Origin of the sequence: Rhizobium sp. CC-YZS058 (assembly GCF_034720595.1) — a bacterium.
GTDB lineage: Bacteria > Pseudomonadota > Alphaproteobacteria > Rhizobiales > Rhizobiaceae > Ferranicluibacter.
This window is the reverse complement of the sequence record NZ_JAYESJ010000001.1, coordinates 560,310-574,447: the sequence shown is the minus strand read 5'-3', so window position 1 is coordinate 574,447 and position 14,138 is coordinate 560,310. Positions and strand designations below refer to the sequence as shown.

14 protein-coding genes are annotated in these 14,138 nt (G+C 65.0%); 10 read left to right on the top strand and 4 right to left on the bottom strand.

The genetic code is table 11. The features are described from left to right. The first annotated feature begins 75 nt into the window (after window positions 1–75). The 5 genes from gap to U8330_RS02680 all read left to right on the top strand — a co-directional run bounded on the left by gap (window position 76) and on the right by U8330_RS02680 (window position 5,414). Window positions 76–1,086 (top strand): type I glyceraldehyde-3-phosphate dehydrogenase, encoded by a 1,011-nt coding sequence (gap, locus tag U8330_RS02700; RefSeq protein WP_323103621.1) that lies wholly within the window; start codon window positions 76–78, stop codon window positions 1,084–1,086. Window positions 1,087–1,169: 83 nt separating this feature from the next. Continuing rightward, window positions 1,170–1,742, top strand: coding sequence for a putative glycolipid-binding domain-containing protein (locus U8330_RS02695; RefSeq protein ID WP_323107115.1), 573 nt, complete (start codon window positions 1,170–1,172; stop codon window positions 1,740–1,742). Between the two features lie 15 nt (window positions 1,743–1,757). Next, window positions 1,758–2,954 (top strand): phosphoglycerate kinase, encoded by a 1,197-nt coding sequence (locus tag U8330_RS02690; protein ID WP_323103620.1) that lies wholly within the window; start codon window positions 1,758–1,760, stop codon window positions 2,952–2,954. 207 nt (window positions 2,955–3,161) lie between these two features. After that, a complete protein-coding gene (locus U8330_RS02685) occupies window positions 3,162–4,187 on the top strand; it encodes a class I fructose-bisphosphate aldolase (RefSeq protein ID WP_323103619.1) in 1,026 nt (341 codons plus the stop codon). A 306-nt stretch (window positions 4,188–4,493) separates the two neighbouring features. After that, entirely contained in the window at window positions 4,494–5,414 is a 921-nt protein-coding gene (locus tag U8330_RS02680; protein ID WP_323103618.1) for a PhzF family phenazine biosynthesis protein, read from the top strand. 15 nt (window positions 5,415–5,429) lie between these two features. On the opposite strand, the gene U8330_RS02675 is transcribed toward U8330_RS02680, so the two are convergent. Then, on the bottom strand, window positions 5,430–5,585 hold the full coding sequence (locus U8330_RS02675; RefSeq protein ID WP_323103617.1) for a hypothetical protein: 156 nt from the start codon (window positions 5,583–5,585) through the stop codon (window positions 5,430–5,432). 132 nt (window positions 5,586–5,717) lie between these two features. Between U8330_RS02675 and U8330_RS02670 the strand changes: the two genes are divergently transcribed. The 3 genes from U8330_RS02670 (at window position 5,718) to U8330_RS02660 (ending at window position 8,145) form a co-directional block, all read left to right on the top strand. Then, window positions 5,718–7,031: an MFS transporter gene (locus U8330_RS02670; protein ID WP_323103616.1), complete on the top strand. Its 1,314-nt coding sequence runs from the start codon at window positions 5,718–5,720 to the stop codon at window positions 7,029–7,031. Next, window positions 7,028–7,216 carry a DUF1192 domain-containing protein gene (locus U8330_RS02665; protein WP_323103615.1) on the top strand — a complete coding sequence of 63 codons (189 nt, stop codon included), beginning with the start codon at window positions 7,028–7,030 and terminating at the stop codon, window positions 7,214–7,216. Before U8330_RS02670 ends, U8330_RS02665 begins: the two co-directional genes overlap by 4 nt. A gap of 410 nt (window positions 7,217–7,626) precedes the next feature. Then, complete coding sequence (locus tag U8330_RS02660; protein WP_323103614.1) at window positions 7,627–8,145, top strand: DUF1465 family protein; 519 nt, start codon at window positions 7,627–7,629, stop codon at window positions 8,143–8,145. Between the two features lie 155 nt (window positions 8,146–8,300). Here the strand turns inward: U8330_RS02660 and rpmE are convergent, their stop codons facing one another. Further along, complete coding sequence (rpmE, locus tag U8330_RS02655; protein ID WP_023516320.1) at window positions 8,301–8,522, bottom strand: 50S ribosomal protein L31; 222 nt, start codon at window positions 8,520–8,522, stop codon at window positions 8,301–8,303. Window positions 8,523–8,766: 244 nt separating this feature from the next. Here rpmE and U8330_RS02650 point away from each other — a divergent pair, with 244 nt between their 5' ends. Together U8330_RS02650 and U8330_RS02645 are read left to right on the top strand one after the other, a co-directional pair. Beyond that, complete coding sequence (locus U8330_RS02650) at window positions 8,767–10,587, top strand: ABC transporter transmembrane domain-containing protein (RefSeq protein WP_416236804.1); 1,821 nt, start codon at window positions 8,767–8,769, stop codon at window positions 10,585–10,587. Between the two features lie 201 nt (window positions 10,588–10,788). Continuing rightward, window positions 10,789–11,754: a tripartite tricarboxylate transporter substrate binding protein gene (locus U8330_RS02645; protein ID WP_323103612.1), complete on the top strand. Its 966-nt coding sequence runs from the start codon at window positions 10,789–10,791 to the stop codon at window positions 11,752–11,754. A gap of 188 nt (window positions 11,755–11,942) precedes the next feature. Here the strand turns inward: U8330_RS02645 and U8330_RS02640 are convergent, their stop codons facing one another. Both U8330_RS02640 and U8330_RS02635 read right to left on the bottom strand, forming a co-directional pair. After that, window positions 11,943–12,971, bottom strand: a complete 1,029-nt coding sequence (locus tag U8330_RS02640) for a peptidoglycan -binding protein (protein ID WP_323103611.1) — start codon at window positions 12,969–12,971, stop codon at window positions 11,943–11,945. A gap of 3 nt (window positions 12,972–12,974) precedes the next feature. Further along, a complete protein-coding gene (locus U8330_RS02635) occupies window positions 12,975–14,039 on the bottom strand; it encodes a flagellar motor protein MotA (RefSeq protein WP_323103610.1) in 1,065 nt (354 codons plus the stop codon). Between the last annotated feature and the right edge of the window lie 99 nt (window positions 14,040–14,138).

The following is a 14,138-nucleotide window of genomic DNA, read 5'->3' as shown; positions in this document are numbered from 1 at the left end:
GGGGCATGCGCGCCGCGCATGCCCCATGTTCACCCTGCCTTTCCAAGGCACGCCTTCTCAAAGGAGAGAGCTTCCATGACCGTGAAAGTTGCCATCAACGGGTTCGGCCGCATCGGGCGCAATGTGCTGCGCGCCATCGTCGAATCCGGCCGGACCGATCTCGAAGTCGTCGCGATCAACGACCTCGGCCCGGTCGAAACCAACGCGCACCTGCTGCGCTATGACTCGATCCACGGCAAGTTCCCGGCGACCGTCGAGGTCCAGGGCGACACGATCATCGTCAACGGCGGCAAGCCGATCAAGGTGACCGCCGTTCGCAACCCCGCCGAGCTGCCGCACAAGGATCTGGGCGTCGACATCGCACTCGAATGCACCGGCATCTTCACCGCGCGCGACAAGGCCGCTGCCCACCTGCAGGCCGGCGCCAAGAGCGTCATCATCTCGGCTCCCGGCGACGGCGCCGACATGACGATCGTCTACGGCGTCAACCACGACAAGCTGACCAAGGACCACACGGTCATCTCCAACGCCTCCTGCACCACCAACTGCCTGGTGCCGGTGGTCAAGGTGCTCAACGACGCGATCGGCATCGATCACGGCTTCATGACCACGATCCACTCCTACACCGGCGACCAGCCGACGCTCGACACCATGCACAAGGATCTGTACCGCGCCCGCGCCGCAGCCCTGTCCATGATCCCGACATCGACCGGCGCCGCCAAGGCCGTCGGCCTGGTTCTCCCCGAGCTCAAGGGCAAGCTGGACGGCACCTCGATCCGCGTGCCGACCCCGAACGTCTCGGTCGTCGACTTCAAGTTCGTCGCCAAGCGCGCCACCTCGGCCCAGGAAGTCAACGACGCCATCAAGGCTGCCGCCGACGGCCCGCTGAAGGGCATTCTCGGCTATACCGACGAACCGCTCGTCTCGCGCGACTTCAACCATGACAGCCACTCCTCGATCTTCGCCATCGACCAGACCAAGGTTCTGGAAGGCAATTTCGTGCGCATCCTGTCCTGGTACGACAATGAATGGGGCTTCTCGAACCGCATGTGCGACACGGCAGTCGCCATGGGCAAGTTCCTCTAAGTCTCAAACAAGCCCCGGCGCCAGCGCGCCGGGGCTTTTCCGTCCCGAAGCGCGGCGCGCTCTGCGATGCGGAGGATACGGCCATTTTTCGTCCGCTGGAGCAGAAGACGGTCCGTTGGACGCCGCTCGACGGCGCGGGGCTGGAACATCTGACCGTGACGCCGAGAAGCGGCAGCGAGCCCGGCATTCGCGCCGAGGGCGTTGTGATCGGCGATCGCGGCGGCCGCGCCTATGGCGTCACCTACCGGATCGACTGCACGGCCGAATGGACGGTCGTCGCGCTCAGCCTTACCACCACCGACGGCACGGCCCTGTCGCTGAAGGCCGATGGCCTTGGCCGCTGGCAGGATGGCGACGGCGCGGCGCTGCCCGCCTTCGATGGCTGCCTCGACATCGATCTGGCCGGCACGCCGTTCACGAACTCGCTTCCCATCCGCCGGCTCGGGCTTCGCCCCCAGGACGGCACGCGCAGCCTCGACATGGTCTATATTCCCTTCGACGATTTCGTGCCGCTGCGCGACCGCCAGCTCTACACCTGCCTTGAGGCCGGCCGGCTCTACCGCTACGCCGCCGACGACCGCAGCTTCACCGCCGATCTCCCCGTCGACGAGGATGGCCTCGTCACGGACTACCCCACCCTTTTCGCCCGACTGTGAACCGGAGAAACAGACATGACATTCAAGACCCTCGACGATCTGACCGATATCGCCGGCAAGCGCGTTCTCGTCCGCGTCGATCTCAACGTGCCGACCAAGGACGGCAAGGTCACGGACGCGACCCGCATCGAACGTGTCGTGCCCACCATCCGCGAGCTCTCCGAAAAGGGCGCCAAGGTCATTCTTCTCGCCCATTTCGGCCGTCCGAAGGGTGAGCCGGTCGCCGACATGTCGCTGAAGCCCATTGCCGCCGCCGTCGAGGATATTCTCGACCAGCGCGTTCATTTCGCCCCCGAAGCCACCGGCGACAAGGCCGCCTCCGCCATCGCCGCGCTGCAGAACGGCGAGATCCTGCTTCTGGAGAACACCCGCTTCTACAAGGGTGAGGAAAAGAACGATCCGGCCTTTACCCAGGCGCTGGCCGCCAATGGCGACATCTTCGTCAATGACGCCTTCTCCGCCGCCCACCGGGCGCATTCTTCCACTGAAGGGCTGGCCCATCACCTCCCCGCCTATGCCGGGCGGACCATGCAGGCGGAACTCGAGGCTTTGGAGAAGGGCCTCGGCAATCCGAAGCGGCCGGTGGTCGCCATCGTCGGCGGCGCCAAGGTGTCGACCAAGATCGACCTCCTGAAGAACCTGGTGAAGAAGGTCGATGCGCTGGTTATCGGCGGCGGCATGGCCAACACTTTCCTGGCGGCACAGGGCATCGATGTCGGCAAGTCGCTGTGCGAGCACGATCTCGCCGAAACCGCCCGCGAGATCGATGCCGAAGCCAAGGCCTCCGGCTGCACGATCGTTCTGCCTGTCGACGGCGTCGTGGCCCGAGAGTTCAAGGCGGGAGCCGAGAACGAAGTGGTCGAGATTGCCGCCATCCCCAGCGATGCCATGGTTCTCGATGTCGGCCCGAAGTCGATTGCGGCGGTCAACGAATGGGTGAGCAAGGCCGAAACGCTGGTCTGGAACGGTCCGCTCGGCGCTTTCGAAATCGCGCCGTTCGACAAGGCCACCGTTGCGGTCGCCAAGCATGCGGCAGCGCGCACCAAGAGCGGCGCGTTGACCTCGGTTGCCGGCGGCGGCGACACGGTTTCGGCCATGAACCATGCGGGCGTTGCCGACGACCTCACCTATGTCTCGACCGCCGGTGGCGCATTCCTCGAATGGATGGAAGGCAAGCCGCTTCCGGGTGTCGATATCCTGCACAAGGCGTAAGCTGATCCCGACCGACGCGCGGCACGACCCGCGCGTCGGCTCACCTCGCTTGACATCTTTCGCCCAGCACGCTGGCAATCGCTCACAATGAGTAATCTTTTCAAACGATTAAATTTTTTTCAATCGATTTTACCTGTTTAAACCGCGTTTGATTCACCCCGTTCTTCTGCTACCCAATCGGCATCCCACTCACGCCGAGGAGCAGACATGACCGAGAGACTGGACGATATCGCCGCCGCCATGATGGCCAAGGGCAAGGGCCTGCTGGCCGCAGACGAGTCTTCCGGCACGATCGCCAAGCGCTTCGACACGATCGGCCTTGCCTCGAGCGAATCATCGCGCCGCGATTACCGCGAAATGCTGTTCCGCGCCGATGATGCGATGACCTCCGCCATCTCCGGCGTCATCCTTTACGAAGAGACCCTGTTCCAGAAGGCAGCCGATGGCACGCCCTTCGTCGAGATCATCCGCGCCGCCGGTGCCGTTCCCGGCATCAAGGTCGATATCGGCGCCAAGCCGATGGCCGGCTTCCCGGGCGAAACGATCACGGAAGGGCTGGACGGCCTGGCCGACCGCCTGAGCGCCTATTATGACACCGGCGCCCGCTTCGCCAAATGGCGCGGCGTGATCGCCGTCTCCGACACGCTGCCGAGCTACGGTGCGGTAAAGGCGAATGCGCATGCGCTCGCCCGCTATGCCGCGCTCTGCCAGCAGGCCGGCATCGTGCCGATCGTCGAACCGGAAGTGCTGATGGATGGTGCGCCCGGCACCCATTCTATCGCCCGTTCCGAAGACGTGACGGAAGAAACGCTTCGCATCGTCTTCGCCGAACTGGCCGATGCCCGCGTCTCGCTCGAAGGCATGATCCTGAAGCCGAGCATGGTGATCGACGGCCGCAAGGCGCGCACCGCGTCGGTCGATGAGGTGGCCGAGCGCACGGTCAAGGTTCTCAAGCGCACCGTGCCTGCCGCCGTGCCTGGCATCGCCTTCCTTTCCGGCGGCCAGACAACGGAAGAATCGACCGCTCACCTCTCCGCCATGATCGCCTCCTACAGCCTGCCCTGGACGCTCACCTTCTCCTATGGCCGCGCGCTGCAGGCCGAGGCGCTGGCGGCCTGGCAGGGCAAGTCGGAAAATGTCGCGGCGGGCCAGCGGGCTTTTGCCCATCGCGCCCGCATGTGCAGCCTGGCCGCGCTTGGCGGCTGGAAGAAGGATCTCGAAAAAGCCGCCTGATACCGCCCCCCGTGGCCGGCCGCGCGGGGAGGCGCAGGCCGACCACCAAGGCAGGGGAGCGAGGAGAGGCCCGGCAGCCAGTCTGCCGGGCCTCCGTTCGTTCAGATACGATGCACCGGGAGGGAGGGGCTGCCGCTCTTGTCACCGTGACAAGTTCCGCATTTGCGCGGATGACGGGCTGCGCTAGAACAGGGTCAATGCAGGAAAACAGACGGATAGAGGATTTTCGGTCATCGTGTGATTGCTGAAAATGCGTGGGGCAGAAGACAGCCCAGGCTGCAGGTCCGCCAGCCCGAGGAGCGTACCATGTCATCCTATGCCTTCGTCACCGTCGATGTCTTCACCGACCGCCGCTTTGCCGGCAACCCGTTGCTGGTCGTCCCCGATGCGCGCGGCCTGACCGACGAGGCCATGCAGGCGATCGCGCGCGAGATCAATTATTCGGAATCGACCTTCGTGCTGCCCCCGCGCGATCCCGCGCACACGGCCGAGGTGCGCATCTTCACCCCTGTGACCGAAGTGCCCTTCGCCGGCCATCCCAATGTCGGCACCGCCTTCGTGCTCGCCCGGCAGGCGGACATCTTCGGCAAGGCGCCGGGTGATCAGCTGATCTTCGCGGAAAAGGCAGGGCTGGTCTCGGTCGCCCTGCGCCGGGATGCGACGGGCGTCGTCTGCGGCGCGGACATCGTGGCGCCGGAGCCCTTCTCTCGGCAGGCGGGGCCGCCACCGGTCGTCCTTGCCGAGGCGCTGGCCCTACCAGCCGAAGCCATTGCGACAGCCCCTCACCCACCGGTCATCGTCTCGGTCGGCCTTCCTTTCATCGTCGCAGCGCTGAAGGATCTCGAAGCGCTCGCCGCGGCAAGCCCGGATGCCCAGCGCTTCCAGGCCGCCGACCGGCAGTTCCCGACACGCGACGGCCAGTTCTGCACCTTCCTCTATGTCCGCGACCCCGAGGACCACGGCACGGTGCGCGCCCGTATGTTTGCTCCGCTCGACAATGTGCCGGAGGACCCAGCCACCGGCAGCGCCTCGGGGGCGCTGGCCGGCCTGCTCGCAACCCTTGACCCTGCCTCCGACGGCGAAACCAGGCTGACGATCGACCAGGGCGTGGAAATGGGGCGGCCAAGCCGACTGGAGGTGACGGCCGAAAAGCGTGGTGGAACCGTGACCCGTGTCACGATCGGCGGCCACTGCGTGACCGTCATGCGCGGAGAAATCACCGTCTAGACACGCCTGTCTCCCCTACGGCCGCAAAAACACCGTCAGCATCATGAGCGCCAGGGCGACAACGGCGATCTTCCAGACATCGCCTCGCCGGCGAAGACCGGCCACGCCGAGCGGCTTGACGAGATGCAGCGCCATCATCGCCAGCAGCAGCAGCGCAAGGGCCTTGGACATGGGTGGGTGATCTCCGGGGGCAAGGGGGCGAGAGGGCGTGCCTGCTGCAGGCGCGTGACGCATTCCGGCTGGCATTTCCGGCTGGCTCGCCTTACCTTCACGCTCCGCAGCCCGGACGCAAGCAGAACCCGCATGAAAAATCTTCTTCCCGTCGCCTCCCTCCTGCTCGGCACGCTCTTCCTCTTCCTGGGCAACGGGCTTCACAGCCTGCTTCTGCCGATGCGCGGCACGGCGGAGGGCTATTCCTCAACCCTGCTCGGCCTGCTCGGCACCTCCTGGGCCAGCGGCTTCGTGCTCGGTTGCCTGCTGGCGCCGACGATCGTGCGCCGTGCCGGCCATGTGCGGGCCTTCAGCATCTTTTCCTCCTTCCTTGCCATCAACGCGCTTCTGACGGGCATCCTGGTCGATCCGATCTGGTGGGTGGCGTTGCGGGCCGTTACCGGGTTTTCCACGGCCGGAACGTCGATGATCATCGAAAGCTGGCTGAACGAGCGGGCGACGAACGAGAGCCGCGGGGCGATCTTCTCGCTCTATATCGCCATCACCCTGTTCGGCGTCGTCGGCGGCCAGTTGATCGTGCCTTTCGGCGATATCGGCACCACCGTGCTCTTCATGATCTGCGGCATCGTCTACTGCCTGTCGATGCTGCCGACGTTGGTTTCCACCGCCGTTTCACCCCAGCCGTTGAAGCAGGTGAAGCTCGACCTCGGCGGGCTCTATCGCAACTCGCCGGTCTCCTTCCTCGGCATCCTGATGGTGGGCATTGCCAATGGCGCCTATGGCACGCTGGCGGCGGTCTTTGCCAAGCGCGCCGGCTTGCCGGATGCCGATGTCGCGCTCATGGTCTCCGCCGTCATCTTCGTCGGCGCCATGGCGCAGTTTCCGGCCGGCCGGCTTTCCGACCGCATGGACCGGCGCTACGTGCTGGCGGCGCTGGCAAGCGTCGCTGCGCTGGCGGGCCTGTTGATCTTCTTCCTGGAACCCTCGAACACGACGATGCTCTTCACGCTCGTCTGCCTCTATGGCGCGGCAGCCAATGCGCTCTACCCGATCGCCGCCTCGCATGCGAACGACTTCGCCGCGCCTGAGGATTTCGTCAAAGTCTCCGGCGGGCTGCTGCTGCTCTATGGCGTCGGCACCATCATCGGCCCGACGCTTGGCGGCCCGATCATGAGCGCCATGGGGCCCTATTCGCTGTTCATGATTACCGCCTGCGCCCATGTGCTGGTGGCGGGCTATGCAATTTTCCGCTCGCGCCGCCGCGCGCCCGTTCCCGTCGAAGCGCGCGACAGCTATGCGACCACCATGTCCGCCACCGGCACGTTGAGCACGCCGGAGAGTCTCAAGCTTTCGCCGCGCTCCGTCACTGCGGAAACGGCCACACCGGACGACGCCGCCGCAACGACTGTTAATCCGGACGAGACCTTGGAGGATAGACGGCCATGACGCTGTTCGACGACGACCGCCAGCCCAGAAAGACCGCGCACGAGATCGGCGCCGACCTGACACTGCTCTCCGCCGACGAGCTTTCGACGCGCATCGACCTCCTCAAGGCCGAGATCGAACGGCTGAACGCGGAGCGCGAGCGGAAAGCCGGAAGCCGCGCGGCCGCCGAGCGCTTCTTCAAATAAGCAATGTCCGATTAACCGGGCGTTAAGCATTCTGCTTTATAGATGGGGACATCCAGATCGCTCTGGACGCAGACACTTCTCCTTCCGGGGAACCGTCTGATTTCTCCCTGTTTTACCTTGAGAGCCGCCTTCCAGCGGCTCTTTTTTTGCCGTAATTTGGCCCAAGAGGGAGCCCACACCTTATTAAAGGCGCCCACGGAAAGGGCCGTCGGCGCCGGGTTGCCGTTCCTGTTGGGGATCAGGAGGGAGCGGCGGACCCCGACTGTGGAGATTAACCCTTCTTTAAGAATAGACTTGCGTCATCAGGGCGAGAGGACCATTCTTCGTTCCTGCAAGGCCGCTCGTTAGAAACTTTTTATCGAGCCGTCCGTTACCTGAACAAGTCGATGCGTCTAACCAGGGAATGCGCCATGTCCGACCGCGGATTGAACACCGTCAGCTTTGCAGGCCACGCTGCCTCTTCGGCGCAGTTCAAGGCGCTCTATGCCGAAGGCATGGGCCTGGTCGAGGAAACGGCGAGCTATCTCGACGGACCGGGCCGCGCAGCCTCCAAGGTTCTGCCGCGCATGGCCTCCGTTCTCTACGCCGCTGAATCCATGCGGCTGACGACGCGGCTGATGCAGATGGCCTCCTGGCTTCTTCTGCAGCGCGCCGTCAACAATGGCGAGATGACCCGCGACCAGGTTCTCTCCGAAAAGAACAAGGTCCGTCTCGACAGTTTCAATGTCGATCGCACCGCGCCCGGCTGGAACGAATTGCCGGAAGGGTTCCGCGACCTGATCGACCGCTCGCTGCGCCTGCAGAACCGCGTCGCCCTGCTCGACCGCGAAATCTACCGCCCCCAGGAAGCGTCCACCTTCGTTCCCGACAATCAGAATGGCGTGAAGGCGCAGCTGAACCTGCTGCAGACTGCCTTCGGCGCCAACTGATCGTCCATTCAGGCCCATCTGCTTCTGCACAAGCCCGGCTTCGACCGGGCTTTTTGCTGCGCTGTTTCAGCGAGATCGGCAAGCACCAAGTAGAGCCAAAACAGCAAAAAGCCCGGTCGAAGCCGGGCTTTTCGATATGCGAACCGAAATTGGTCTTAGAGGCCGAGGCCTTCGAAGCGCTTCTTGAACTTGGAAACGCGGCCGCCGCGATCCATCAGCTGCTGGTTGCCGCCGGTCCAGGCCGGATGAGACTTCGGGTCGATCTCGAGGTTCATGGTCGCGCCTTCCGAACCCCAGGTCGAGCGGGTTTCGTATTCGGTGCCGTCGGTCATGACCACCTTGATCGTGTGGTATGCGGGATGGATATCAGCCTTCATGATGCTCTTCCTAAGAGAGTTCCTGGGTCTTCTTGTCGCAACCCGTTGCGGCAGAGGGACCGAACACGATAAGGAAGCCGCAGACCTCTTTCCGGACCGCGGCTTTTCAATGGGATGGCGTGCCTATACATGAAGGCCTCCGGGATAACAAGACCTGTCGCGGCGCCCGGCGCCGATCACACAGGCCTCGTCCTCCCCTGCCCCGCAGCCTGTGGCGCGCCGCAGGGACGGGCGAAGAAGCAGGATGGAGTTTGAGGTGGCAGACAGCGCGGAGAAGACCACACGGGAACGGGCTTCGCTTCGTCCGCTGGCGAGCCTTGGCCGCTACGTGAAGCGATACCGTGGATTGGTCGCAGGCGCCGGCATCGCCCTCGTCACGGCGGCCGTCACGACGTTGACCTTGCCGCTCGCGGTACGCCGCATGGTCGATCACGGCTTCACCGCCGCAGACGGGCAGTTCATCGATACCTATTTCTCCATGCTCGTGGTGCTGGCGATCGTGCTCGCGCTCGCCAGTGCGGCGCGCTACTACTTCGTCATCACGCTTGGCGAGCGGGTGGTGGCCGATCTCCGGCGCGAGGTCTTCGACCACGTCACGCGGCTGTCTCCTTCCTTTTTTGACGTCAACCAGTCCGGCGAGATCGTGTCGCGGCTGACGGCCGATACGACGCAGATCAAGTCCGCCGTCGGTGCAACGGCCTCGGTCGCGCTGCGCAACATGATTCTCTGTCTGGGGGCCATCGTCATGATGGTCTATACCAGCCCGAAGCTTTCCAGCCTTGTTCTGCTTGCCATCCCGCTCATCGTCTTTCCGCTGGTGGGGTTCGGCCGTTCGGTGCGCCGCCGCTCGCGCGAGGCGCAGGACCGGCTGGCCGGAGCGGCAGCCTATGCTGGCGAGGCGATCGGCGCCATGCGCACGGTCCAAGCCTTCACTGCCGAACCTCAGGCCCGCATGCGCTATGGTGCGGCGGTGGAAGAAGCCTTCGGCGCGGCCAAGGCAGCGATCACGGCGCGCTCGGCCCTTACGGCCTTTGCCATCACCATGATCTTCGGCAGCGTCGTCGCCGTTCTCTGGTTCGGCGCAAAAAGCGTGCTGGCCGGCACGCTGTCGCCGGGCACGCTCGGTCAATTCCTGCTCTACTCGGTCTTTGCCGCCGGCAGCCTCGGCGCGCTCTCCGAGGTGTGGGGTGAACTGTCGCAGGCAGCCGGCGCGGCCGAGCGTATCCGCGAACTGATGCGGGAAGAGCCGGCCATTGCCGCGCCGCCCCTGCCCGTTGCCCTGCCGGAGCCGGCCTCCGGGGCCCTCTCCTTCGAGGCCGTGCAGTTCGCCTATCCGAGCCATCCAGGCGAGAAGAGCCTGCGCGGGCTGAGCTTCACCGTCAGGCCGGGCGAGACGGTGGCGATCGTTGGTCCGTCGGGCGCCGGCAAGAGCACGGTCTTCGCGCTGCTGCTGCGCTTCTACGATCCGGTCTCGGGCAGGATCATCGTGGACGGCGCGGATCTGCGCATGCTGTCGCCCGAGGCGCTGCGCCGCCGCATCGCTATCGTCCCGCAGGACGTGACGATTTTCGCCGCCTCGATCCACGACAACATTGCCTTCGGCAGCCCCGGCGCAACCCGGACCCAGGTGGAGGCGGCCGCACGCGCCGCGCAGGCCGACGAGTTCATCCGCCGCCTTCCGCAGGGATACGAGACGCTGGCCGGCGAGCGCGGCATCACGCTGTCCGGCGGCCAGCGCCAGCGCATCGCCATTGCGCGCGCGATCCTCAAGGACGCGCCGATCCTGCTGCTCGACGAGGCGACGTCGGCGCTGGATGTCGAGAGCGAGACGCTGGTGCAGCGTGCGCTGGACGGGCTGATGGAGAACCGCACGACGCTGGTCATCGCGCATCGCCTGGCGACGGTGCTGAAAGCCGACCGCATTCTGGTCATGGAGGGCGGGCGGATCGTCGAGGAAGGCACGCATGCGACATTGAGCCGCCAGTCCGGCCTCTATGCCCGGCTGGCACGCTTGCAATTCGACCACGGTCGCGGCGAACCCGAGCGGAGCGCTGCCGGCCAATAGGCCGTCGATGGGTGGAAAGCCACCCACCGGATCTCGACACTGGGGTGGTATGGGGACATTGCCGCCCCTCGCCGTCCGGTCTTGATGCCGTGACGGACGCGCCGCCATTGTCAGGGCTGCGCCCTCACCCTCAAATCCTCCACGACGCACCGGCCATGGAGGTGGCCGGGCGTCATCCAATGACAAATGGGAGGATTTGCCATGTCATTCCTATCGCGGGTCTTTGCCGGCACCGCTTTGGCCGCTGCCCTGTTCGGGCCGGCCCATGCCGAATTTCCGGAACGCACGGTGACCATGGTCGTGCCCTTTGCCGCCGGGGGCTCCACGGATGTCGTCGCGCGGATCGTCGCGCAGAAAATGTCCGATGACCTTGGCCAGCAGGTGATCGTTCAAAACGTGGCCGGGGCCGGCGGCAATCTCGGTGCCTCGAATGTCGCCCGCGCCGAGGCGGATGGCTACACGATCCTGATGGGCACCGTCGCCACGCACGCCCTGAACCCGCTGATCCTCAAGACCAAGCCCTACGATCCCGAAAAGGACTTCGCGCCGGTCTCCCTCCTCGTGCTTGTTCCCAATGTCCTGGTCGTCAACCCGGACTTCCCGGCCAAGACGGTGGCAGAGCTGGTGACCCTGCTCAAGGCGGAGCCGGAGAAATATGCCTATGCCTCGTCCGGCAACGGCACGCCGCTGCATCTCTCCGGCGAATTGTTCAAGACGCTCGCCGGGGTCGAGATGCAGCATATCCCTTACAAGGGCGCCGGGCCGGCGCTGAACGACGTCATCGGCAACCAGGTGCCGATCATGTTCGACAACCTGCCCTCCTCCTCCGGCCATATGACCTCCGGCACGCTGCGCGCGCTGGGCGTGACCACGGCCAAGCGCGCGCCGTCCTTCCCCGATGTCCCGGCCATCGCCGAGACCATCCCCGGCTACGAGACCTACACCTGGAACGCGCTCTTTGCCCCCGCCGGGACACCGGCCGAGGTCGTGACCCGCCTCAATGCCGCCGCCAAATCGGCAATGGCCGATGCGGACGTCGTCAAGCGCATGACCGACTTCTCGGCCACCATCGTCGCCTCCTCTCCGGAGGAACTCGGCACGCATGTGAAGGCGGAGCTCGAGAAATGGACGCCGATCGTGCGCGAGGCGAATGTCAGCCTCGACTGAGGCCCCTAGAGCATTTCCGGCGATCACGGGATCACCTGCAATGCTCCATGTCTTTGTTTTGGCCGCATTGTCCGACGCCGAAGCGACCACGCTTCGGCTGGAAATGCTCTAGCGCCGGAACAGGCCAAGACGACGAAGGGCCGGTGGAGAGATCCACCGGCCCTTCGTCGTCTGACGTGGGAAGACGCCTATTTCTCGGTGAGCTTCAGCTCGATACGACGGTTCTGGTCGCGGGCTTCCTTGGTGTCGCCGGGTGCGATCGGCTGGAATTCGCCGAAGCCTGCCGCCACCAGCCGGTCAGCCGGCACGCCCTTGGAGATGAGGAACTTGACGACCGACACGGCGCGCGCGGAGGAAAGCTCCCAGTTGTCGGCATAGCGCCCTGTGCCTGAGAGCGGCACGTTGTCCGTATGCCCGTCCACCCGCAAGACCCAGTTGATCTCCGGCGGGATCTCCTTGGCGAGGTCGAGAAGGGCGGTGGCGAGCTTCTCCATCTCCTGCTGACCCTGCGGGTTCAGCTCGTTGCCGCCGGAGGGAAAGAGCACTTCCGACTGGAAGACGAAACGGTCGCCGACGATGCGGATGTTTTCGCGGTCCGAGAGGATCTCGCGCAGGCGGCCGAAGAAGTCAGAGCGATAGCGGTTCAGTTCCTGAACGCGCTGGGCGAGCGCAACGTTCAGGCGACGACCGAGATCGGCAATCTTGGTCTGCGAGGCATTGTCCTTGGCCTCGGAGGCCTGCAGCGCCGCTTCGACGGCGGCGATCTGGCTGCGAAGCGCGGAGATCTGCTGGTTGAGCAGGTCGATCTGGCTCATGGCGCGGGTGCTGACCTGGCGCTCGTTCTCCAGCTCGCCGGTAAGATCGCCGATGCGCTGGTTGGCGCTGGCGGAACTGCCGCTGCCCTGATCAAGCAGGGCCTGCAGCCGGGATCGTTCGCTTTCCGAGGAGCTGAGAGAGGCCTGGAGATTGGCAAGCGAATCCTCCAGATCCTGCTTGCCGCTCTTTTCCAGCGCCAGCAGCTGGGTCAGCTCGTTGATCTGGCTGTTCAGCCGGTTCAGCACCTCGTCCTTGCCGCTGATCTCGCGGCTGAGAATGAACTGCGCCATCACGAAGACGGAGAGCAGGAACATGATGGCGAGAAGCAGGGTCGACAGGGCGTCAACGAAGCCCGGCCAGTAATCGATCGTCCGCTGGTGGCGGCCTCGGCGGAGCGCCATGGATCAATCCTTCCGCGCGTCGTCGCCACGCTCGGGCGGCGGCAGACGGTCGGTGGCGTTGATACGCACGGCCAGCTTGTCGAGCGTGCGGCGAAGCGACTTCGCCTCCTCCTGCTGCGCCTCAATCCAGTCGCGCAGCATCTGCTGCTCGCCGCGCATGTTCTTGACCAGGCCCTGGATGCCGTCCGCGAGGCTCGCCATGGCCGCAGCCGCGCGCTGATTGCCGTTCTCCGGGTTCACGCGTGCGAGCTGCTCGGCCAGCGCCCGCAGATCATCGGCCGGCAGGCCGCGGCCGTCCGCCGCGACACCGAGATCGGAGGAAACGTCGGTGACGGAGGACAGCCAGTTCTCGAGCTCCGTATAGAAGCGATTCTGCGCCCGTCCCGCCTGCAGATCGAGAAACCCGAGGATGAGCGAGCCGGAGAGGCCGAAGAGCGAGGTGGAGAAGGCCGTGCCCATGCCCGACAGCGGCGCGGAGAGACCGGTCTTCAGCGCCGACAGCACATCCCCCGTCGAGCCCGAACCGGCATCGAGCGACTGGATCACCGTGTTGATGGAGCCGATCGTGCCGAGCAGACCCCAGAAGGTGCCGAGCAGGCCGAGAAAGACCAGCAGGCCGATCAGATAGCGCGAGGTGTCGCGCGATTCGTCCAGGCGTGCGGCGATACTGTCGAGAATGGACCGCAGGGCCGCCGTCGAGATCGCCATGGCGTGCCGCCGGCCGATCAGCGCGCGCATGGGCGCGAGCAGAACCGGATCGCGGCCCACCTTGTCGGCGCTGCCTGCCGCACGGAAGGAGTTGAACCAGCGCACCTCCGGCCGCAGGCCGAGCACATGGCTGAAAACGAGCAGAATGCCGATCAACAGCACGCCGAGGATCAGGCCATTGAGGCCTGGATTGCTGAGAAACGCCGTCTGGGCCTGGCGGAACAGGATCGCGCCGACGAAGCCGACGATGATCAGGAAGATCACCATGATCCAGAAAAACACCATCGGGCTCGAAAGCTTGTCCGGATTATACCCGTCGCCCGGCCCCGTCTCGTCGCCGGACATTGTCAGCTTCGCCATATGCCTGTTCTCTCTTCCTCAGCCGCCTGTTCGCGCGCGTGCGACACTAGCGCATTCTTTCCGATCCCGAAATCAGCCCGGCGGCCAAAATGCACAGCA

What these genes read in the sequence shown, in the direction of transcription:
- U8330_RS02635 (WP_323103610.1), bottom strand. Translation starts at nt 14,039, where the DNA reads ATGGCGAAGCTGACAATGTCCGGCGACGAGACGGGGCCGGGCGACGGG.
- U8330_RS02680 (WP_323103618.1), top strand. Translation starts at nt 4,494, where the DNA reads ATGTCATCCTATGCCTTCGTCACCGTCGATGTCTTCACCGACCGCCGC.
- U8330_RS02670 (WP_323103616.1), top strand. Translation starts at nt 5,718, where the DNA reads ATGAAAAATCTTCTTCCCGTCGCCTCCCTCCTGCTCGGCACGCTCTTC.
- U8330_RS02660 (WP_323103614.1), top strand. Translation starts at nt 7,627, where the DNA reads ATGTCCGACCGCGGATTGAACACCGTCAGCTTTGCAGGCCACGCTGCC.
- U8330_RS02645 (WP_323103612.1), top strand. Translation starts at nt 10,789, where the DNA reads ATGTCATTCCTATCGCGGGTCTTTGCCGGCACCGCTTTGGCCGCTGCC.
- gap (WP_323103621.1), top strand. Translation starts at nt 76, where the DNA reads ATGACCGTGAAAGTTGCCATCAACGGGTTCGGCCGCATCGGGCGCAAT.
- U8330_RS02675 (WP_323103617.1), bottom strand. Translation starts at nt 5,585, where the DNA reads ATGTCCAAGGCCCTTGCGCTGCTGCTGCTGGCGATGATGGCGCTGCAT.
- U8330_RS02690 (WP_323103620.1), top strand. Translation starts at nt 1,758, where the DNA reads ATGACATTCAAGACCCTCGACGATCTGACCGATATCGCCGGCAAGCGC.
- U8330_RS02640 (WP_323103611.1), bottom strand. Translation starts at nt 12,971, where the DNA reads ATGGCGCTCCGCCGAGGCCGCCACCAGCGGACGATCGATTACTGGCCG.
- U8330_RS02665 (WP_323103615.1), top strand. Translation starts at nt 7,028, where the DNA reads ATGACGCTGTTCGACGACGACCGCCAGCCCAGAAAGACCGCGCACGAG.
- rpmE (WP_023516320.1), bottom strand. Translation starts at nt 8,522, where the DNA reads ATGAAGGCTGATATCCATCCCGCATACCACACGATCAAGGTGGTCATG.
- U8330_RS02685 (WP_323103619.1), top strand. Translation starts at nt 3,162, where the DNA reads ATGACCGAGAGACTGGACGATATCGCCGCCGCCATGATGGCCAAGGGC.
- U8330_RS02650 (WP_416236804.1), top strand. Translation starts at nt 8,767, where the DNA reads ATGGAGTTTGAGGTGGCAGACAGCGCGGAGAAGACCACACGGGAACGG.